The organism is Roseibium sp. ROS1 (genome assembly GCF_054658215.1).
Map to the genome: position 1 here is coordinate 757,943 of NZ_BAAGIG010000001.1, position 20,061 is coordinate 778,003.

22 protein-coding genes are annotated in these 20,061 nt (G+C 60.1%); 9 read left to right on the top strand and 13 right to left on the bottom strand.

From position 1 onward, the window contains the following. Positions 1 to 6 precede the first annotated feature (6 nt). Positions 7 to 669, top strand: a complete 663-nt coding sequence (bluB, locus tag ACYQ6M_RS03300) for a 5,6-dimethylbenzimidazole synthase (RefSeq protein ID WP_022998116.1) — start codon at positions 7 to 9, stop codon at positions 667 to 669. Positions 670 to 756: 87 nt separating this feature from the next. Further along, entirely contained in the window at positions 757 to 1,266 is a 510-nt protein-coding gene (locus ACYQ6M_RS03305) for a GNAT family N-acetyltransferase (RefSeq protein WP_460072105.1), read from the top strand. A 78-nt stretch (positions 1,267 to 1,344) separates the two neighbouring features. On the opposite strand, the gene ACYQ6M_RS03310 is transcribed toward ACYQ6M_RS03305, so the two are convergent. Then, positions 1,345 to 2,241 carry an agmatinase gene (locus ACYQ6M_RS03310; RefSeq protein WP_460072107.1) on the bottom strand — a complete coding sequence of 299 codons (897 nt, stop codon included), beginning with the start codon at positions 2,239 to 2,241 and terminating at the stop codon, positions 1,345 to 1,347. 288 nt (positions 2,242 to 2,529) lie between these two features. Between ACYQ6M_RS03310 and ACYQ6M_RS03315 the strand changes: the two genes are divergently transcribed. Both ACYQ6M_RS03315 and ACYQ6M_RS03320 read left to right on the top strand, forming a co-directional pair. Next, a complete protein-coding gene (locus tag ACYQ6M_RS03315) occupies positions 2,530 to 3,552 on the top strand; it encodes a methyltransferase (RefSeq protein WP_022998113.1) in 1,023 nt (340 codons plus the stop codon). A 114-nt stretch (positions 3,553 to 3,666) separates the two neighbouring features. Continuing rightward, positions 3,667 to 3,909 (top strand): hypothetical protein, encoded by a 243-nt coding sequence (locus tag ACYQ6M_RS03320; RefSeq protein WP_075282487.1) that lies wholly within the window; start codon positions 3,667 to 3,669, stop codon positions 3,907 to 3,909. Between the two features lie 113 nt (positions 3,910 to 4,022). On the opposite strand, the gene ACYQ6M_RS03325 is transcribed toward ACYQ6M_RS03320, so the two are convergent. The 4 genes from ACYQ6M_RS03325 to ACYQ6M_RS03340 form a co-directional block, all read right to left on the bottom strand. Then, a complete protein-coding gene (locus tag ACYQ6M_RS03325) occupies positions 4,023 to 4,502 on the bottom strand; it encodes a MaoC family dehydratase (RefSeq protein WP_055655912.1) in 480 nt (159 codons plus the stop codon). Further along, positions 4,499 to 4,957, bottom strand: coding sequence for a MaoC family dehydratase (locus ACYQ6M_RS03330; RefSeq protein WP_168692341.1), 459 nt, complete (start codon positions 4,955 to 4,957; stop codon positions 4,499 to 4,501). The genes ACYQ6M_RS03325 and ACYQ6M_RS03330 overlap by 4 nt, the downstream gene beginning before the upstream one ends. A 72-nt stretch (positions 4,958 to 5,029) precedes the next feature. Continuing rightward, positions 5,030 to 5,392, bottom strand: coding sequence for a hypothetical protein (locus tag ACYQ6M_RS03335; protein WP_022998109.1), 363 nt, complete (start codon positions 5,390 to 5,392; stop codon positions 5,030 to 5,032). Positions 5,393 to 5,510: 118 nt separating this feature from the next. After that, positions 5,511 to 6,410: an NAD-dependent epimerase/dehydratase family protein gene (locus tag ACYQ6M_RS03340; RefSeq protein ID WP_460072111.1), complete on the bottom strand. Its 900-nt coding sequence runs from the start codon at positions 6,408 to 6,410 to the stop codon at positions 5,511 to 5,513. Positions 6,411 to 6,599: 189 nt separating this feature from the next. On the opposite strand from ACYQ6M_RS03340, the gene ACYQ6M_RS03345 reads away from it, so the two are divergent. Next, complete coding sequence (locus ACYQ6M_RS03345) at positions 6,600 to 7,499, top strand: AraC family transcriptional regulator (protein WP_460072113.1); 900 nt, start codon at positions 6,600 to 6,602, stop codon at positions 7,497 to 7,499. Positions 7,500 to 7,507: 8 nt separating this feature from the next. On the opposite strand, the gene ACYQ6M_RS03350 is transcribed toward ACYQ6M_RS03345, so the two are convergent. The 4 genes from ACYQ6M_RS03350 to ychF form a co-directional block, all read right to left on the bottom strand. After that, a complete protein-coding gene (locus ACYQ6M_RS03350) occupies positions 7,508 to 9,283 on the bottom strand; it encodes an SLC13 family permease (protein WP_460072115.1) in 1,776 nt (591 codons plus the stop codon). A 311-nt stretch (positions 9,284 to 9,594) separates the two neighbouring features. Beyond that, positions 9,595 to 10,278: a fumarylacetoacetate hydrolase family protein gene (locus tag ACYQ6M_RS03355; protein WP_022998105.1), complete on the bottom strand. Its 684-nt coding sequence runs from the start codon at positions 10,276 to 10,278 to the stop codon at positions 9,595 to 9,597. Positions 10,279 to 10,443: 165 nt separating this feature from the next. Further along, on the bottom strand, positions 10,444 to 11,742 hold the full coding sequence (locus ACYQ6M_RS03360) for an MFS transporter (protein WP_460072117.1): 1,299 nt from the start codon (positions 11,740 to 11,742) through the stop codon (positions 10,444 to 10,446). Between the two features lie 160 nt (positions 11,743 to 11,902). After that, positions 11,903 to 13,003 (bottom strand): redox-regulated ATPase YchF, encoded by a 1,101-nt coding sequence (gene ychF, locus ACYQ6M_RS03365; protein ID WP_022998103.1) that lies wholly within the window; start codon positions 13,001 to 13,003, stop codon positions 11,903 to 11,905. Positions 13,004 to 13,235: 232 nt separating this feature from the next. Here ychF and ACYQ6M_RS03370 point away from each other — a divergent pair, with 232 nt between their 5' ends. Both ACYQ6M_RS03370 and ACYQ6M_RS03375 read left to right on the top strand, forming a co-directional pair. Further along, positions 13,236 to 14,930, top strand: coding sequence for a C1 family peptidase (locus tag ACYQ6M_RS03370; protein ID WP_460072122.1), 1,695 nt, complete (start codon positions 13,236 to 13,238; stop codon positions 14,928 to 14,930). Further along, on the top strand, positions 14,927 to 15,532 hold the full coding sequence (locus ACYQ6M_RS03375; protein ID WP_055655899.1) for an OmpA family protein: 606 nt from the start codon (positions 14,927 to 14,929) through the stop codon (positions 15,530 to 15,532). Before ACYQ6M_RS03370 ends, ACYQ6M_RS03375 begins: the two co-directional genes overlap by 4 nt. Positions 15,533 to 15,583: 51 nt before the next feature. Here the strand turns inward: ACYQ6M_RS03375 and pth are convergent, their stop codons facing one another. After that, entirely contained in the window at positions 15,584 to 16,372 is a 789-nt protein-coding gene (pth, locus tag ACYQ6M_RS03380; protein WP_460072124.1) for an aminoacyl-tRNA hydrolase, read from the bottom strand. Positions 16,373 to 16,531: 159 nt separating this feature from the next. Next, the gene (locus ACYQ6M_RS03385; RefSeq protein WP_022998099.1) at positions 16,532 to 17,155 is read right to left on the bottom strand and encodes a 50S ribosomal protein L25/general stress protein Ctc; all 624 of its coding nucleotides are present in this window, start codon (positions 17,153 to 17,155) and stop codon (positions 16,532 to 16,534) included. 344 nt (positions 17,156 to 17,499) lie between these two features. On the opposite strand from ACYQ6M_RS03385, the gene ACYQ6M_RS03390 reads away from it, so the two are divergent. After that, positions 17,500 to 17,847 (top strand): TfoX/Sxy family protein, encoded by a 348-nt coding sequence (locus tag ACYQ6M_RS03390; RefSeq protein ID WP_077292121.1) that lies wholly within the window; start codon positions 17,500 to 17,502, stop codon positions 17,845 to 17,847. A gap of 1 nt (position 17,848) precedes the next feature. On the opposite strand, the gene ACYQ6M_RS03395 is transcribed toward ACYQ6M_RS03390, so the two are convergent. Together ACYQ6M_RS03395 and ACYQ6M_RS03400 are read right to left on the bottom strand one after the other, a co-directional pair. Then, positions 17,849 to 18,535, bottom strand: a complete 687-nt coding sequence (locus tag ACYQ6M_RS03395) for an MOSC domain-containing protein (RefSeq protein WP_460072127.1) — start codon at positions 18,533 to 18,535, stop codon at positions 17,849 to 17,851. Continuing rightward, positions 18,532 to 19,098: a MarR family transcriptional regulator gene (locus ACYQ6M_RS03400; protein ID WP_460072129.1), complete on the bottom strand. Its 567-nt coding sequence runs from the start codon at positions 19,096 to 19,098 to the stop codon at positions 18,532 to 18,534. The genes ACYQ6M_RS03395 and ACYQ6M_RS03400 overlap by 4 nt, the downstream gene beginning before the upstream one ends. A gap of 87 nt (positions 19,099 to 19,185) precedes the next feature. Between ACYQ6M_RS03400 and ACYQ6M_RS03405 the strand changes: the two genes are divergently transcribed. Then, complete coding sequence (locus ACYQ6M_RS03405) at positions 19,186 to 19,956, top strand: hypothetical protein (RefSeq protein WP_460072131.1); 771 nt, start codon at positions 19,186 to 19,188, stop codon at positions 19,954 to 19,956. Positions 19,957 to 20,061: the final 105 nt, after the last annotated feature.

The window sequence follows — 20,061 nt, forward strand, 5'->3', positions numbered from 1 at the left end:
TCTGTCATGGCGGGAGGAGCCGAGGGCAGAGACGTGATACCGGACTTTTCAGCGAAATTTCAGAAGGATTTCGAGACCCTTCTGAAATGGCGACGGGACGTGCGTCGTTTCAAGCAGGAGCCGTTGCCGGCAGGCGCTCTCGACCATCTTCTGCAACTGGCAGACCTCGCCCCCTCTGTTGGCAACAGTCAACCCTGGCGAATTGTTGTTGTCGACAGCGCCGAGGCGCGTGGGCGGATCATCGCGAGCTTCGAAGCCGAAAACGAAGAAGCCGCCAGGACCTACAGTGACGACAAGGCGCTCGCCTATCGCCAGCTCAAGCTGGCAGGGCTGAAGGAAGCCCCCGTGCATCTGGCGATTTTCTGCGACGACGACCCGGAACAGGGCCACGGACTGGGCCGGCTGACCATGCCGGAAACGCTGGCCTATTCCACGGTCAGCATGATCCACACATTCTGGCTGGCGGCTCGTGCCGAAGGTGTCGGGGTTGGCTGGGTGTCGATCCTTGATCCGGACGCGGTGACAGAGGCGCTGCAGGTTGACGCCGGTTGGCGCCTCGTGGCTTATCTATGCGTCGGTTATCCGGAAGAAGAGCATATCGACCCGGAGCTGGAGCGAGCGCGTTGGCAGGCGCGCACGCCTCTGGCATCCCGCGTCATTCACCGATAGGGCATCCTGCGGCCAGACGACCGCAGAAAGGATGCTCGCAAATTATGGAAGCGATCGGCAAATGGTTGTTCAATTGGTGACGATTGAATGGCCGCTGATCTGGAGGCAGGGCAGACCATGAGCGTGATCATCCGACGGATCAACGAGGAAGACAAGGAAGCTGTGTTCCAGCTTCTGGCAGACCGATGGGCAGGCCCCGAAATGCTACTGGACGGCGAGATCGTCGATGCGTCGAGCCTGCCGGGTTATGTTGCCTACGCAGGTGACGATCTTGTGGGGCTCGTGACGCTGATCAAGCGGGAAAGCGAATGGGAAATTCTCACGCTGGACTCGCTCAGCCGCTGGGGTGGCACCGGAACACTGCTGCTGAACGCGGTGGTCGATGAAGCAAAGGCGTCCGGCATCAACCGGCTGACCGTCCGTACGTCCAACGACAACCTCGACGCCTTCCGCTTCTATCAACGGCGCGGCTTCCGTCTGGAGCGGATCGCGCAAGGTGTCATCGACGCCGAGCGCGAGAAGAAGCCGGAAATCCCGCTGCGTGGCGACTACGGTATCGAAATCCGCGACGAAGTCCTGTTTGCCCGCAGCCTTTGAGGTGCTGGCGACATCCCCTTTCTTTCCCACCTTTTCTGCATCGGTCTTGCCAGCCCGAAAACCTGTCCGAGCATCCTGTTATTGCCGGACGATCGCACCGACGGCGTTGACCAAAAGTCTTGAGGCGGTCAGCGCGCTGAGGCCGTCGATATCGTTTGGCGGGTAGAATTCAACCAGGTCAAACCCAACGATCCTTGCGCGTCTGCCCAGACCCGCAATCAGATCGATCACCTGCGTGTAGGTGAGCCCGCCAGGCGTGCGCGCGGCAACGCCGGGCATGATGGCCGGGTCGAGGCCGTCACAGTCCAGCGTGACGACGCAGCGCGCGCCTTGTGGAATATGCTTCAACGCGGCCGAGATGCCTTCTGCGTGGACCTCGCGCGCTGTGACAAAGCGGCTACCATAGGTTCGTGCAGCCTCGATTTCGTTTTTGCCGGCGCTGCCGACGGCACGCAGGCCAACCTGAACGAGGCCCGCAACATGCGGCATCTCGCTGATGCGGCGCATCGGGCTGGAGTAGCCGTAGCGCTCGCCGTCGACCTCGTCGCGCCAGTCGATATGGGCATCTATCTGCAGCACCCACAGGGGTCCCTGATCAGCGAAGGCGGCGAGGAAGGGGATCGGTAGGGAATCATCACCGCCAAGCAGGATCGGAACGGCTGGCAGTGCCAGGATCGAGCGTGTTTGTGCCTCGATCCGTGCCCGGTTGCCTGCGTTGTCGTGCAGCCGGGTGTCGATATTGCCGATGTCGGTGCAGCATACCGGCTGACCCTCGAATAGCGGTCCACCGAGATCGAAGTCCCAATGGCCGACGAGACCGGCATCTTCCTGACTGGCTGCGCGAATGGCATCGGCTGCTCCGGTGTACCCGCTGCTGTCCTTGCCAGGGTAAGTGCTGCCGTGTCCGGCACCGAAGATCACGGCACGTGGTGTCCGGTTTTCCGGAAGCTGTGCGGGAAAGTCGAGAAAAGGCACTCGGTCGGTCCTGTTCGGTTTCTTGCGGGCGGTATACTGCAGAAAGGCAAATTACCAGGCGTTTGAGAATGCTTTCGATGCCTGACAGCATCGGCCTCAGCTTAATCGAAGACCGGGGTCTGCCAAAGTTCAAGGACAAAAACCGGCTCCCGCGTCAGCTCTTGCCGGCTGGGGAGCGGAATTTGCATTGCGGCGCACAATAGTTATACTTGCTCATTCCCAAGTTCATTTTTCCTGAACGGAAAAATTCCGCACATTTGTGCTCAGAATTCCTGAGGAGGATAATTTATGCCCGTCGCCAGGTCCTTGGAAACGGCTGAGGAAATTTCAGATATTGCTTTCGGATTTATGGGCTCAAAGGCTCTTTTTTCTGCACTTCATGTAGATTTATTTTCACTGCTTTCCGAAAAGACCTTGACGCCACAGCAAGTTGCTGAAGAAAGCGAGCTTGATCTTGATCGCGCCACAACACTGTTGACCGCGCTTACGAGCCTCGGCTTGGTGCGCCGGGAGGGAGCAGGCTTCACCAATTCGCCCGCAGCGGAGGCGTTTCTGGTGAAAGGACGGAAGTATGATTTCGGCGACTATCTGCGGTTTCAGATCGACAAGCAGATGTACCCCTTCATGACGCAGCTCAATGACGCCCTGACGGACAGTCTGGAGGACGACCAGGTTGCTTCCTACGAGACGTGGTTCAGCGACCCGGAAGAAGCACGGCTTTATTCCCGGTCCCAGCATGCAGGCTCGCTTGGGCCCGGGCGGGGACTTGCCAAGCTTGTGGATCTGTCCGCTGCCAAGCAGTTGCTGGACGTTGGCGGTGGCACCGGGGCCTTCTCGATTTCGCTTTGCAAGGCGTATCCGGGACTGCGATCAACCGTTCTGGATTTTCCGAATGTCGCCAAGGTGGGCGAAGAGTTCATTGCCGAAGAAGGCCTGCAGGACCGCATCCGCTATGCGCCGGGCAATGCCCTGAAGGACACATGGCCGGACAGCGCGGACGCAGTGCTGATGTCCTATCTCTTTTCCGGCGTCCCAGGCACGGCCATTCCCGGGCTTGTGCGCAAGGCCTTCGAGGTTCTGACACCGGGCAGTGACTTCATGGTGCATGACTTCATGGTCGACGAAAACCGCGACGGGCCGAAGCTGGCCGCGCTCTGGCAGCTTCAGCACACCGCCTTCAACCCGGAAGCCCGTTCGATCACGAGTTCCTACGTTGCCGGCTTGATGGAAGCCGCCGGCTTCACGGATATCGCAGTTGAAGTGATGATCCCGGGCATGACGATGCTGGTGCACGGCCGCAAGCCGGAATAGCATCACGCGGCAAACTGCGGCAAATGGGCATGATGTCCGTTTGCCGCAGTGCCTGGAACAGGCAAACGGATTAGGGACAAACTCTACGTGTTTTCCCTAAGATCCGGAGAAGAGATGTCTGCTTCATCTGCCCCCAAGGAAGTCCTGGTGCTACGGCTGCTTCTGGCCGTGCCCATCTTGAACCTGTTTCTCAAGGAAGCGCTTTACGGCGCGGAAGATGCCAAATACTGGTTCATCGCCAATCTCGCGATGATCTGGGCGGTGTCGATCTATGCCTTCGGATACCCGGCGATCATCCTGCCGGCGCTGACCATGGTGCCGATGGCCTTCTTGTGGATCCTGGACGTCTGCCGCTGAGGCACAGCTCGCATGCGAGACATGGCAAGACAGGATCACCAACCGCACAGCGTGCTGCCGTCTTGAGGACGCAGCACGCTTTTGCGTTTTAACAGGGCGGATTGATTGTCCGGTTAGCGCTTGCGGCGTTCGACGAACACCGTGCCCTTGAAGGAGAACACCAGCGTGCCGTCCTGATTGAAGGCCTGCATGTCGGAATGAACCAGACCCCAGTCCGGGCGGGTCCGGCTTTCGGTCTTGCCGGTGACCACACGCCGGTAGCGCAGCGTGTCACCAACAAAGACCGGCCTGATCCACTTGAGATCCTCGAACCCGGGCGAGGGGCCGATATTGGCTGGTGTTTGCCCTGCCGCCAGCGCTTCTTCCTGAAGAGCCTTGTGCCTGGCGACCCAGAGCTTCATGAATACCGCTGCTGTGTGCCAACCGGAAGCGCACAGGCGACCGAAATGGGTCTGCGCGGCGGCCTCCTCGCTGAGGTGAAAAGCCTGCGGATCGTATTTTTCCGCAAAACGCACGATGTCTTCCCGGGTGAAGGTGTGTTCGCCAAGGTCAAGCGTGTCACCCACTTCAATATCTTCGAAAAAGGCACTCACCGGGCGACCTCCCGTCTTGCGAACAGGTTCGGGTTTTCCCAGACGAGCACTTCGATGCCCTTCTGGTTCTTGGCCGTCACGCGAATGTTGACAAGTCCAAGGTCCGGTTTCGACCGCAAGTCTCTTGTGTCGAGTATTTCGACCCGGGCCGTTAGACAGTCACCTGGATGAACGGGACGCTTCCACTGCAGCTTGGTGATACCCGGCGAACCACGGCCGCTTGTTCTGGTCAGGAAATTTTCGGCAAGCAGGCGCATCACCATCGAACCTGTATGCCATCCGGAGGCGGCGAGCCCACCGAGGATGGATGCCGTGCCGGCCTCTTCGTCGAGGTGGAAAGGCTGCGGATCGAACTCGGCAGCGAAATCGATGATTTCGTCCCTGCTGACGGTGAGGGAGCCCAGCTCGAAGACCTGACCAGGTTCGAAGTCTTCAAAATAAAGGAGATCGGTCATGAATTCCGGTGGTGTTGGCAGTCCGCGGAAACGCGATGGTCCGCGTTTCCGCCTTGAGATTGGAAGAAAAGATCAGTCGTAATAGATCTCGTTATCATCCATGTAGACGTTGCTGGCTTCGCAGATATCGATGTCGATCGGATCGTCGAGAACTTCGGTATCGTCGTCGGCCAGCCAGCCGACCTGGAAGGTCTGCGCGCAATTGCCGGTGTCGGCGGCGAACTCGGCTTTCGCGCTTTCACCCGGCGACAGCGGTCCGGACAGCCAGTTGTCAGACCAGCCGTCGCCGTCATTGGTGTAGAAGCCGACGACTACGTTGTCTTCGGTGTTGTTGTAGATCTGGAAGTACCCTTGCGAGCCGGTTCCCTGTGCGACGGCTGCAGTCGCAGACGCCAGGAGGGCAAGGCCGAGAGTGGCAGATTTCAGTAGCTTCATGGCACGTTTCCCAGGTGGGCAGCCTTGCTGCCCGACAGTGTTGCGTTCAGAAGCTAGTCCCAGCCGTATCGGAAGTAAAACTAAATCCGCCAGCCTTCGTTCTTGCCTGGATCGCCGGTTATACGGTCACGTATTTGCGCCAGTTGTGCTCTTCTTGGAAGCCCAGAACCTCGCGGATCTTGCGGTTCGAAAACAGGGCCTCGTGCTCGCCGAGTTCCCGGCTCAGCGGCACATCGGGGAAGAAGCGTTTGAGGATTTCCGCATTCGGAATATCGACGGAATTCGTGTCGTTGCCGGCGTTGAAGACCTGGTAGCCGAGCCCGTCCTTTTCGAGGCAGCGGTTGACGATCTGACCGAGGTCGCGCGCATCGATATAGCAGAAGATGTTTCTGCGGCGTTGCGCAGGATTGGCGAAGTAATCCGGGAACCGGTCGTATTCGTGCGGCTCGATGACATTGCCGATCCGCAGCGCATAGATATCGAAGCCGGACCGGCGCTGGAAGGCGCGGGCGGTCTGTTCGTTGACCACCTTGGAAAGCCCGTAACTGTCCATCGGGTCGACGTCATAATCTTCTTCGACGGGTAGCACCTTCGGATCGACCACGCCATCGGCGAAACAGACACCGTAGGTGGTTTCCGAAGAGGCGATCACGATCTTGCGGATGCCGAGCTTCACGGCGGCTTCAATGACGTTGTATGTGCCGATCGTATTGACTTCGAAGGTTCTGTTGTCCGGATGAATGAGAATGCGCGGCACAGCGGCAAAATGGACCACCGCATCGAAAGTTGGCACCCCGTTGCCCGGTTCCAGTTCATCGAAATTGGCGTAGCTGGTCATGACGTTGAACATTTCACCCGATGAGGTGATGTCGGCGATGAGGTTGTCGACACCTGGATGATCAAGCGGTTTCAGGTCGACATTGACGACGCGATGTCCCTGCGCCAGCAGATAGGGAATGACGTGCCGTCCGGCCTTGCCGGAACCGCCGGTGAACAGAATGCGTTTCTGGGTGGTCATGGTTCAACTCCCCTGTTTTTGAGTTGCGTACATCATGGCCATTCCGACGCCGGAAGCCAGTGCCTGTTTTGTCTTTCTGGAAGAAAGACCTTGTTCTTCCGGAATGTGCCGGTGTGAGGGGCTGGAAGTCAGCAAGATTTATCAAAAAGCATGGTGCTAGGGTCCCATCAATCGAACGGGGCCAAGTCCATGACCAATCACGAAAAGCTCACACTCTCACCGCGAGACAACGGCTATGTCCGCCGTTTCACAAGGGTGATCGAATATATCTACGCCAACCTCGACGAGGATCCTGATCTGGCGACGCTTGCCGAGGTGGCAGCCCTTTCTCCCTCACACTGGCACAGGGTCTGGCAGTCGACCTATGGCGAATCCATCTTCGCGACGGTCAAGCGTCTGCGCCTTCATCGTGCCGCGGGAGACCTTGCCTATACGGACCTGGCCTTGCCCGTCGTCGCAAAACGGGCCGGTTACGGCAGCCTGGAGGCTTTTTCACGCAGCTTCAAACAGGCTTACGGCCAGACCCCCACCGCCTACCGCTCCTCCGTTTCCTCGCGCCGGGTTCAGCCGGCCAACGGCGGTGCACCACTTCCCAAACAGAAAGGACCAGCTCCAATGCATGACGTTTCCGTCAAAACCCTTCCTTCCGAAACCCTGGCCGTGCTGCCTCACCGAGGCGCCTACATGGAAATCGGCAAGGCGTTCGAGACACTTTTCGGCATTCTGGTGAGCCGTCAGCTGGTCGACCGGATCGGTGCGATGAAGGCGCTCTATTATTCCGACCCGACCCATGTTGCCGAAGATGATCTGCAGTCGGCTGCCGGAGCGGTCATAAACGATAGCTTCCCGGTCGATGCTCCGCTCGAAAGGCGGGAAACGCGTGCCGGTGACTACGCGGTGCTGCGTTACAAGGGACCCTACGCCGACATGAAATGGGCCTACGAGTGGCTTTACGGCGAGTGGCTGACGCAGTCTGGCCGTGAACCGGACGATGCGCCCTGTCTGGAAGTCTATCTCAACAACCCGCGCGACACGGCGCCGGCGGACCTTCTGACCGACATCTGCCTGCCTCTGAAGCCTGCTGCCTGAGCTCTGTTTCAGAGCGGCCAGAACAGCAGGATGGCCGGGATGCTGACGGCCAGGACGAGGATCTCGAGCGGCAGGCCCATACGCCAGTAGTCGCCAAAGCGATAGCCGCCCGGGCCCATGATGATGGTGTTGTTCTTGTGGCCGATCGGCGTCAGGAACGCACAGGACGATGCAACCGCCACCGCCATCAGGAACGGATCGGAGTTCACCTGAAGGGAATTGGCGATCTGGACCGAGATGGGCGCTGCGATCAGGCAGGTGGCAACGTTGTTCAGGAAGTCGGAAAGGGTCATCGTCACCACCATCAGGATGGCGAGGGTGACCCAGGCCGGAGCCGTCGAGGTGAGGGCGAGAATACCGTCGGCGATCAGCTGTGCGTTGCCTGCCTCCTCGAAAGCCTGTCCAAGGGGGATCAACGAGCCGAGCAGCACGATCACTTTCCACTCCACGGACTGATAAACCTCCGATCCGCTGATCAAGCCGGCGGCGGCATAGAAAATCACACAGGCAGCCAGGGCCACCGGGAGATAGGCAAGGCCGGCAACGGCTGCTGCAATCGCAACGGCAAAGCCTGCAATGGCCAGCCAGGCCTTGTTGCGCTGCATGACGCCCGTCTTGCGTCCTTCCAGAGGCAGAACACCAAGCCAGGCGCAGGCACTTTCCAGCCGCTCCGGGGTGCCCAGCAGCAGGAGCACATCACCCGGGCGTATCTCTTCGTGGCGAACGCGTTTCTGTACGCGGCGACCCTGCCTGGAAATGCCGAGCAAGGTAACGCTGTGGCCGTAAAGGAGACGCATGTCGAAACTCGACCGGCCGATGATCCGGGCATTGTCCGGCGCGATTGCCTCGATCAGTGACAGGGCGTCGTTGTTCAGGCCACCCTTGTGCTGTTCTGAGCCGGCGAATTCCAGCTTGGCGGCGCCCATGAAGGCTTCGATGGCCTTGGGGTCGCCTTCCACGAACAGGTAATCTCCGGATTTGATCGCCTCGCGGCGGGCAAACCCGCGTACACGTCGGCCATTGCGGATGAGGCCGATGATGGCGACATCCTTCTCGTCGGCAACGGGGTAAAGATCGCCGACGGTAAGCGGCTTTTCTTCCGAGATTTCCCCGACCTTCAGTTCGGCCGCATAAAGGCTTTCGGCAAAGCCCTCCTGTTTCGGCTTGTCCCGGAAATGGCGGGGCAGCAGGCGCCAGCCGAACAGGGCAACAAAGGCAATGCCTGTCACTGCGACCACGAGGCCGACAGGGGCAAAATCGAACATGGAAAAGGGCGCGCCAAAGGCATCAGAACGATACTGTGCGATGACGATGTTTGGCGGTGTTCCGATCAGGGTGATCATGCCACCGAGGATGGTTGCGAAAGACAAGGGCATCAGGGAGAGGCCGGGCGAACGTTCCGCCTTCTTGGCTGCCTCCATATCGAGCGGCATGAGCAATGCCAGCGCAGCGACGTTATTGATGATTGCCGACAGACTGGCCCCGACAATGGCCATGAGACCGATATGCCGCGACAGACCTCTGGACGCGGAAATCACCACGCCCGCAATCAATTCCACAGCGCCTGAGTTCATCAGCCCGCGCGAGACGACCAGCACGAGGGCAATGATCATGACAGCGGAATGGCCGAAGCCGGAGAAGATTTCCTCGGAAGGGACGAGACCCAGGAACGCACCCAGGATCAACGCGCCGAAGGCAATGAGATCGAAGCGGATACGGCCCCAGACCAGCAGTGCGAAGACAGTGCCGAAGAGGACGAACAGGGCAATCTGGTCAAATGTCACGAACAGGCTCCGGCAACGACTTCAAAATCCGGGTTCGACCTGAACATGGCCGACCCGCAATCTCAAGACCACTTAAAGGACTTGGTCCGTCTTCCTTTGCATTTCCGGCCGAACGGAGCTGGACAGCGCCGTTGTCGGAGAAACCGGGACCACGACTTCTAAACACGGATTGCCACTAAAAGGTTCCGCAGCTTTCAAGGGCGTGAGAAGGCCAATAAGATCGGGCCTGGAAAGCGGCTGCTTTCCGGGCCCTTGCAAAGCGGCAAAACCGGGGATTTCAACGCGAGCGCGCCCACGCCCACCCGGGCCTGTCAAATGACCCTGACGGTCAGCTCCGGCAAGCCGTCGATGGTCGCCAGCATGAGGTCGCCGCGCTGGACGGACCCGACACCCGCGGGAGTTCCGGTCAGGATGACGTCGCCCGCACCAAGCTGGAACAGCTCGGACAGCTTGGCGATGATTTCCGGTATTTTCCAGATCAACTGATTGAGGTCGCCTTCCTGGCGAAGCTCTCCGTTCACGCTGAGAGCAATCCGGCCCTGGTCGAGGAAGCCGCTGTCTGCCGCCGGCATGATCCGGCCGATAGGGGCAGAGCGTTCAAAAGCCTTGGCGGCTTCCCACGGGCGCCCCGCCTTCTTGGCCTCGGCCTGCAGGTCGCGGCGGGTCATGTCGAGGGCAACGGCGTAGCCGTAAACATGTTCAAGTGCACTGGCTGCCGGGATGCTGCGCTTGCCGGACTTCAGAACGACCGCAAGTTCGACCTCGTGATGCACGTCGCTGGATAGGGGCGGATAGGGAAATTCGCCGGAAGGATCGAGGTTGTCCGGGTTCTTCTGGAAGAAGAACGGCGCTTCCCTGTTCGGATCGTGGCCCATCTCCACGGCATGAGCGGCATAGTTTCGACCGACACAATAGACCCGGCGGACCGGAAAACCCTTCTGGCTTTCGCTGACGGGCAGGATCGTGGGGAAGGGAGCCGGAATGACGGTCGACATCGCAGACACTTTCGAGAATTGACGAAAGCCTGCTTGTACCGGGTTCGGCAGCATCCTGTCGAGCGGGAGTTATGTTCGCCCCGGTGGAGCCAGCCTTTGCCGTGCGATTTGTTGGGCACACCAGAGGCGTTCAGGCCGGAATACAAGCGGTCCTGTTGCCTTGAACTAATTTGGAGCCGGCTCCGCTTCTTCGTCCTGGCTGATACTGCCGTCTTCCGAAGGCATGAACCAGATGACCACGAAGGCCAGCAGGCCGGCAGCGATCATGTAGAAAGCCGGCGCAAGCTGCAGGTGGGTCTTGTCGATCAGATAGGTGGCAAACAGCGGTGCCGTGCCGCCAAAGAGCGCCAGCGGGATGTTGTAGCCGATGGAATAGCCGGTCACGCGTACGGACACCGGGAACTGGCCGACCATGGCGGCCATGAGCGGGGCAAAGAAGGCGGTGAGAATAACGGCCATGCCGAGCTGGCCCAAAATGACCATGACCGGATCCGGATGATGCACCAGCCAGAACATCGGCAGGGCGAAGAGGGCGACACCGCCCGATCCGAACAGCAGTATGGTTCTTCGGTCGATCCTGTCGGCGAGATAGCCGACAATAGGCAACAGCAGCATGAAGACGACCATCACGCTGGTATTGATCGTCAGGGCCCGGCTTTCCGTGAACTTGACGTAGTCGACCAGGTAGGAGGTGAGATAGACGAACGTCAGATAGAAGCCGACGCCGTTGAGGATGTTGCACGCTATCGTCCGCAGCAGGGCGGGCCGGTGGTTGCGCAGGACCTCGCCAACCGGAGCACTGACAGGATCATGCGAGGAGGGCGGTTGATCCTTTTCTTCTGCCTTGGTGCCGCTGCGGATCATGAAACCGGTGAGGCCGACCAGCAGACCGAAGGCGAAGGGAATGCGCCATCCCCAACTTCCCAGATCGTCCGCCGGCAGGAGGCCGGTTGCCAGTGCCGCCACGCCGGAACCGAGCAGAATGCCGAATGTTGCCCCGACCAGGGCCCAGGAAACCGTGAAACACCGACGCTTGGGCGGGGCGATCTCGTAAAGGTAGACGGTTGAACCGGTGTATTCGCCGCCGACGGAAAGCCCCTGCAGTAATCGCAGCAGCGTCAGCAGCACAGGTGCGGCAATGCCAATCTGGTCGTAGGTCGGCAAGAAGGCGATCAGCGTCGTCGGAATGGCCATCAGGGCGACCGACAACAGAAGAGCCCGGCTGCGGCCGGTCTTGTCGGCAATATGGCCGAGCAGCAGACTGCCGATGGGACGCATGAGGAAGCCTGCCGCAAAGACAGCGAAGGTGCTGATCAGGCTGACGGTCGGATCGTCACTCGGGAAATACTGTTGCGCAAGGATGGGGGCAAGATAGCCGTAGACGGCGAAATCGTACCATTCCAGCGTGTTCCCCACAGTTCCCGCAATGATCTTGCGGATCCTGGTGTCGCTTCGTCCCGCCATATTGGCCCCTCCTGCAGGTCGAATTCCCGTTTGTTCGGGTAACCCTAGAGGGGATGTCTTTATCTTCCGTTTCCGTGCCTTCTGAGGAAGGCGGCTGACCGGGAGGTGGAAGCGGACGGGAAACGCGCAGGCGGCGCCTGGCTGCCTGCGCGGGATTTCGTCAGGTGTTAAACTTGAAGAGCAGGACGTCGCCGTCCTTGACGACATATTCCTTGCCTTCGTCGCGAGCCTTGCCCGCTTCCTTGGCTGCGGTTTCGCCGCCGAGGCCGACGTAATCGTCGTAGGCAATGGTCTGCGCGCGGATGAAACCGCGTTCGAAATCCGTATGGATGACGCCGGCTGCGCCCGGGGCCTTGGTGCCTTCGGTGATAGTCCAGGCGCGGGTTTCCTTCGGGCCTGCCGTGAAATAGGTGATCAGGCCCAGCAGGCCGTAGCCCGCGCGGATCAGCCGGTCGAGGCCCGGCTCTTCAAGCCCGATGGTCTCCAGGAACTCTTCCTGTTCTTCCTTGTCGAGCTGTGAGATTTCCGCCTCGATGGCCGCGGAAATCACGACGGCGGCAGCGCCTTCTGCCTTCGCCTTTTCGGCGACCTTGGCGGAGAGGGCATTGCCTTCGCCTGCGGATGCTTCGTCGACGTTGCAGACGTAGAGAACCGGCTTTGCAGTCAGGAGGTTCAGACCCTTCAGGATCTTCTCTTCATCCGGACCGGACACTTCTAGAACGCGTGCCGGCTTGCCGTCCTGCAGCAGGGCCAGCGCGGCTTCCATGACGGGCAGCACAGCCTTGGCTTCCTTGTCGCCGCCGGAGGCCTTTTTCTTCAGCGGCGCAATGCGGCGCTCAAGGCTTTCCATGTCGGCGACCATGAGTTCGGTCTCGACCGTTTCGGCATCGGCGATCGGGTCGACGGTTCCTTCCACATGGGTGATGTCGTCGTCTTCAAAACAGCGCAGCACGTGTGCGATGGCATCGACTTCGCGAATGTTGGCCAGGAACTGGTTGCCGAGGCCTTCGCCCTTGGAGGCGCCGCGCACGAGGCCGGCGATGTCGACAAAGGTGATGCGCGTCGGAATGACTTCCTTGGACCCTGCAACTTGACGGATCGCGTAGAGGCGCGGATCCGGAACGGCAACTTCGCCCGTATTCGGCTCGATGGTGCAGAACGGATAGTTGGCAGCCTGTGCAGCTGCCGTCTTGGTGAGCGCGTTGAAGAGTGTGGACTTGCCGACATTCGGCAGTCCGACAATGCCGCACTGGAAACCCATGGGAGTTCGCTTTCGGTTGGTCTTGAGACTTTGCAGCGCTAAATGCCCGAGCCGGGTCAAGAGGTCAAGGCTTTGGCGGACTGCGGGCGGGTGTTTGTCAAGAGCATGTCAGGATGAAGCGGCAAAAGGAAAGGCGTCCGGCGATGTGATCCGGCTGAAAGCTTCCCTCCGGTTGTTTATCGGTTATAGTCGTGTGGGTGTTTTGGGCGATTGTTTTGGGAATTGGGACGCGATGATTTTCAGTCGCAAGAAACACGGGTTTCTGTGTGCATTTTCCGGCAGCCTGTTTGCCACCCTGGCTGCCGTCACCACTTGTGCCACTGTCTTCTCGGCAAGTCCGGCATCGGCTCAAAGCTTCAATCCGCGTGATCTTACGGGCCTTCTGGGCGATGCGCCGATCGATCCTGCGCTGCTGGAAGGCGTCGGACAGGTAAATGTCACACGGGCCTATATCCCCGACGCGATCGACCTGTCGCCAATGATGCCACCACCCCTGCTGCAGACATACGGCAGCTGTGTTTCCTATGCCATCGGGTATGCCATGCGCGGCTATTACGCTGCGCTTGAAAACAACGTGGAACCCGGCAACCGCACCTTCACGCCAAGTCCGGCGTTTCTCCATTCGCAGATCCGCAACCGGCAGGAGTCGTGTGAAACCGCCGGAAGTCATGCGCTTCTGGCGATGGCCTATTTCAAGGGCAACGGCTCTCCCGACCAGGACGACATTCCGGACGCCGCCATGTGCTCGGAACGGGTGGAAACCGCAACGATGGCCCCCGACAGGTTCCGCATTCGAGACTTCCTGTTCGTGTTCGACAAGGGGCGCCAGCGCCGCAACGCGACGGACCGGGATCTGGATGCGATCAAGCAGCAGCTGGCGGCGGGTAACCCCGTGGCCACCGGGTTCCTGATGGTCGGCGTGGTGCCGTCCTCCCAGACGCCGGACGGGGTGACGCTGCAATATCTGAAATCGGGAGAGATCTACCAGGGATCGCTCGGGCGTCACAGCGGGGCCGCCGGAGGACACCAGATGGTGTTCGTCGGGTACGATGAACGGCGTCAGGCATTCCTCGTCCAGAACTCCTGGGGGCCATACTGGTCCGGAGACGGGTATGGCTGGATCAGCTACGAGGCAACGAAGGCCGACATGCACAACGCGTCGATCATGCGCACGTCCATCGTGCCGCCGCGTCCGGTGCCAGGGCTGACCAGAACCGACCGGGACAATGAGGTGGCCTTTGCGGGGGATAGCTGCAGCAGCCTTTACGTGAGCGAAGATACGCCGGACGGCATGCCGCTGCTCGCCGGTTTCGTGAGTACTCAGGAAGCGCTCCGGAAACTGGAAGCGGAGTTTCCGCCCGAGCAGCTTCAGAAAATCGATGTCAGGCCCTGGCCCGTGTGTGAAGCCCTGAAGACCCTTGCCCGGCCACTGGCGGAACCTTCGCGACCGCGCATTCGGCTCCTGGGAGGCAGTGCGGATCTACGCTACGGAGATTCGCTGGCATTCGAGGTGACTGCACCGGATTTCGCCTCGTTTCTCTACATCGTCTATCTGCAGGCCGACGGCACTGTGGTGAACCTCTTGCCGCGTCGCGGTCCGGTACGCCAGCAGGTGCAATTCGGCGACCGTTTCGTCTATGGCGATGGCCGGCAGGGGCGTCAGAAGTTCACCGTGCAGCCCCCTGCCGGATCGGAAGCCATTATCGTGATTGCAGCTCATAGCCCCGTCATCCAACTGGAAGAACTGGAAAACGGCGGATCCGGGCAATTCTCCATGCCTGTGAGCGCTGAAGGCGGCGCCGGTACCGCGGACGATAGATATTTCCTGACGGCATTGCGGGCAGGGATGGCGGACCGGCCGGACGAAATGAGCCTGCCACGTGAGATTTCTGCAGCCGTCCTTCATTTGACGATCCGGGAAGAGTGACACTCAAAGGTTTCGACATGCGCTTTCTTATCGAATTTGCGACCGCCCGCCTGGCATTGGCACCCGTTCTGGCACTGCTGGTCCCCTTGATGCTGCCAGCCGGCGTCTCCGCTCAGTCCGTCACGCCGGATCAGATCATCAACGCGTTGTTGCCAGACGCCGGCGCGCCGAAATCCCGGTCCATGCGAAAGCAGGAACCGCACCCGTTTCGCGGGATCAGCATCGAGGGCCAGTTGCCGCCGGAAGTGGAGCTGCCGCGCATCAATCTGACGGTCAATTTCGAGTTCGATTCCGCCTCACTGACCAACGACGGCATTCTGACGTTGCAGGCGCTCGGACAGGCCTTGCAGGATCCACGGCTCAGGAACATGCGTTTCCAGATCGCCGGGCACACGGACCTGCGCGGCACGTCGGCCTATAATCTGGACCTGTCGAAACGAAGGGCCTTCATGGTCGCGGAGTTTCTGGCAGCGTTCTATACGATCCCCCGTGAACGGCTTGTGCCTGTTGGCTACGGCGAAAGCCGTCCTGTCGATCCGGGCGATCCGGCCAGCGGCCGCAACAGGCGCGTGGAGATCATCAACGTTCAGCCGCTGTCCTGACCGCCAAAGGCAGGCAGCCCCGTTGCGCTCGTGTTCTTGGACAGACCGTCCTCAGTCGCCGCCGCCGAGCAGCTTCTTCAGCATGTCAGCCATGGGCCCTGACTTGGGCAAATTGACTGACTTACCTTGCCGGGCCTGGCGGATATGGCTCTGGCCCTTGGGTTTGGCTGGTGCAGGGGTGCCCTGTCCGGGAGCAACGGCCTTGGCGGCTCCAGTCGTGCTGTCCTTGGCCTTGCCGTCCTGGCTCTTGCCCTTGCGCTGTGCCTTTTCGGGCTCCAGGGCCAGGGTCAACTTGTTGGCAAACTGGCTGTCCTTGCCTTCGGCCAGCAGTCCGGCCTGATCGGCGACTTCCATCAGGAGCGGCTCCAACCAGTCCCGATCGGCCTTTGCGAAATCACCCAGCACGTAGTTCGACACCAGCTTCTTGTCGCCCGGATGACCGATGCCGAGGCGCAGCCGGCGGTAGCTTTCGCCAATATGCGCCGTGATTGATCTCAGGCCGTTGTGGCCGCCGTGGCCGCCGCCGATTTTCATGCGGAATTTCGCGGGCGGCAGGTCGAGTTCGTCGTAGATGACGACAATGTCTGCCGGCTCGATCTTGTAGAACCGCATGGCTTCGCCGACAGAGCGGCCGGATTCGTTCATGTAGGTGCTGGGTTTCAGCAGCAGGACCTTTTCCGAGCCGAGGCGGCCTTCGGAAACCTGACCTTGAAAACGGGCTTTCCAGGGCTGGAAGCCGGAGTGGCGGCGATGGATCTCATCAACGGCCATGAAACCGATATTGTGCCGATTGCCTTCGTATTTGGCGCCCGGATTGCCCAGGCCGACGATCAATTTCATGGTGTGCCTTTCAAGGTAGAGCGGCTGCATGTAGCGCAATGCAGACCGGCTGGCTAATCCTGAAACGAAAAAGCAGCCGATGGCGGCTGCTCTGCAAGTTTTCCCGCAAGGGGAAGGGAGGCGGAGGCCGCCTCCCGATTTTTAAAGCAAGGCTGCAGCTTATTCAGCTTCGCCTTCACCTTCTTCTGCTTCAGCTTCGTCGTCGGTCTCTTTCATGCCGGCCGGAGCAGCGATCGTGGCGATGGTGAAATCGCGATCGGTGATGGTCGGCTGGCAGCCTTCCGGCAGCTTCACTGCGGAAATGTGCAGGCTGTCGCCCGGCTGTGCCTTGGCCAGGTCGATTTCGAGAGCTTCCGGAATGTTGTCGGCCGGAACGGTCATTTCGACGGTGTGGCGAACAATGTTCAGGACGCCGCCCTTCTTGATGCCCGGGCAGGTTTCTTCGTTCAGGAAGTGAACCGGAACTTCAACCGTCAGCGTGGAGCCCTTGGCAACGCGCAGGAAGTCGACGTGCATGACGTCGTCGCGTACCGGGTGCAGCTGGAAATCCTTGGCAATAACCTGATGCTTTTCGCCGTCCACATCGATGATACCGATGTGTGTAAGGAAACCACCCTTGTGCAGGGTAATGGTGGTTTCTTTCACCGGAATGGTGATCGGCAGTGCCTGTTTCTTGTCGCCGTAGATCACGGCAGGGAGAAGGCCTTCGCGACGCAGTGCCCGTGCGGCCCCCTTGCCCACCCGGTCCCGTGCCGACGCCTTCAGCTCATAGCTGGCAGCCATGGCAAAACTCCTTCGAGTGTATAGGTAACGGACCGGCGAACCACCGTGCCAGAAGACTCATGTTGTCCGGGATCGGTCCAGAAGCGCCTCCTCCAGGGGTGCAGGCGCGAGCGCGGATATACCCAAAGCGCAAGGAAAGTGCAAGTCCGCAGTCGCTCGTTTGTCGCAGGGAACTGCGGAAATTTCAAGCTGGTCACCTGCAAACCGGTCTGTAACGCAGATTTGCTGAACCTTCCGGTTGACCGATTGTCTCATCCGGAAGAGGCTGCGGTCCTCTGTGCGGGTGTGTCTCCCGCTGTCCGAAACCGTTTTCCTGACCTTCCCTGTCTGAAAGAATCGACCCCATGGCCATCGATGAAGACCTCAACGACCGCTTGCGCGAGGCGCTTGGAAACAGGGCAGGCATCAGCGAAAAAAGGATGATGGGCGCGATGTGCTTTCTGCTGCATGGCCACATGATTGCGGGTGCCGACCGCACCAGGGAGGGCGAACGGCGTTTCATCTTCCGTCTTGGCAAGTCCAGCCATGCTGTCGGGCTGGCACTGCCGGGTGCTGAACCGATCGTACAGGGCGGGCGCACGTTGAGTGGCATGTTCTTCGTCGGTGAGGACGATTGCACCGACGAAGTTCTGCAAAACTGGCTGGATCTTGCCATCGCCAATGCTTTGACACTGCCGCCGAAAGGTGCCTGACCTATCCGTTGAGCCTTTTCGATGTGTCTTCCTGAAAGGCCGGATCGGCCTTTTTGGCGAAGGAGACACGCCAGGGTTCTGCCAGCTCTTCAAGTTCTGACAGGGCCTTTGCCACCGCTGGATCCAGCCGAGGGTTGAACCGGGCGTGGATGACCTCGCGCAGGTTCCAGTCAGGGCAGGGGCGTTCAACGACGGTCAACTCGTCGCCTGCCTGAAACGACCCTTCCTGCAGCACCCGGAAATACCAGCCGGTTCGGCCTGTCTTCTGGAAATGGGCTGCCTGCGCAGGGTTGTCTGTATGCATGTTCAGCTTCCAGCAGGGCTGCCGGCCCTGGGAAATCTGCATGCGGACCGTGCCCGCCGACAGGATGTCGCCAATGCACAGGTCTTCCTCGGTAAAGCCTTCTGAAGCGATGTTCTCGCCGAAACCGCCTGGCTGATAGATTTTCGCCTTTTCCGGAAAGGCGTCCCGCCAGTGGGCATAATGCTCCGAGGGATAGATATGCAGTGCCTTTTCCGGTCCACCATGTACGGAGAGATCCGCCTGACGGTCGGTGGTGATGCCGGTGGAGGTGACCTGCAGGATACCATCTGCGCGGGTCTTGCGGATGGCAGACGGCTCCTTGCCCTCCCAACGGTGTTCTGGTTCTCCGGTGAAGAGGGAGACGATACGGGCTTTGGCGGTCATGGCTGATGGCTTTCGGCTGGTGTGTGTTCGTGGCAGAGCTGTGCGGCATCGACAGGTGAGAGCGGCACGTTGAGTAGCTGGCAATAGCCCCCCGTTTCCCTTGCCTCGTGATGGCGGCAGGTGCGGCAGAGACCGAACGAGCGGCCACCCCGCTGGTGCAGCATCGTCAGGACAAGTGCTTTCAGGGACGAGGCCAGCGACGCGGCGACGTCCGGCGGCAAGGCGTCGATGACATTCTCCAGAGACGAAGGGTCATGCAACAGGTCCCGGCCTGCCTGGGTGACGTCATAACGAATGCTGCGCTTGTCTTCGTCTGAACGCGTTTCGGCAATCAGCTCCTTGCGGGAAAGCGCCTTGAGGGTTTGCGAAGCCGTGCCGCGTGTCGTTGCCAGAAAATCGGCCACGTGCGAGGGCGCGCGTGAAAAGCGGTTTGCCCGGGCAAGATAGTTGAGCGCAGCAAACTGTGACGGGTTCAAAGGCCCGTTCCATTCCTCGGCAGCGGCAAGACGCGTCAACCGGTCGATCAGGTCGCGAATGGTCTGTGTGTCGGTTGGAGCAAACATGCTCTCTATGTAGCGAGTCGAAATTAAACTTGCAATAGTTTCGACTCGCTACTAATAAGGCTGCGTCCTCAATCAAGGAGAAAGCCGATGTACAAATCCATTTCCCAAGCTGTTTTGATCGCAGGTATGTCAACGATCGCCCTGCCGACTGTGGCATCTGCAGGCGGCAATCACGCGCTCCACCAGACGGGAGCAATCCTGTCGCAGGAAAACCCGGAGATCGACCCGAACTACGACATCCTGGCCGCCCATGTGCACCGCAAGGGGCGTGTCGTAACCTTCCACATGACACTGAAGGGAACGGCCGGTGCGAGCGTGCCGGAGGCAAACGGTGCGCTCGCAGCGGCGTCGGTGCAGTCCTATGTCTGGCCAACGTCACTGAAGCCGGAAACGGTCGGGTTTGAAGGGGGGAACGGCATCCTTGCGCTGGTGGCTACCAGCCATCCGGATTTCGACGACACACCGCTTTTTGATGAAGATGGCGACGGCGACCTTCTGAACGATGGCGCGAAATGGCACTCGCACTGGGTGGTGCTGACACCGAACGAGGCCTGCGGTGCCGGCGCACTCTCCGTGCAGGATATTCCCGCTGACACCAACCCGAAGATGCCGGCCACCTGGCCGGGCCTGCCGATCTACATCGACAGCCCTGGATTTTCACCCGTGTTGGAGGCAGAGGAAATTACCCTCAACGTGGCCTTTGCCGATGAAAGCACTGTTGAGACCCTGTCGTATGACGGCGTCACGTCGGCCCTGCGGGTGAACCAGAACGTCCACGCCCCACTGCTGTGCGTCGTCGACGTCTTCGACGTTGCCTCCGGCGATCTCAGCCTGCCGGGAAAATTGACCGGGAACTGAGCCGCATCAGCACCAACCACTCACCGCGTCATTGCCGGGCTTGTCCCGGCAATCCATGCCGCGACCGGGCCGGGTCCCTAGGCCGTGACTTGGGCAAGGAAATGG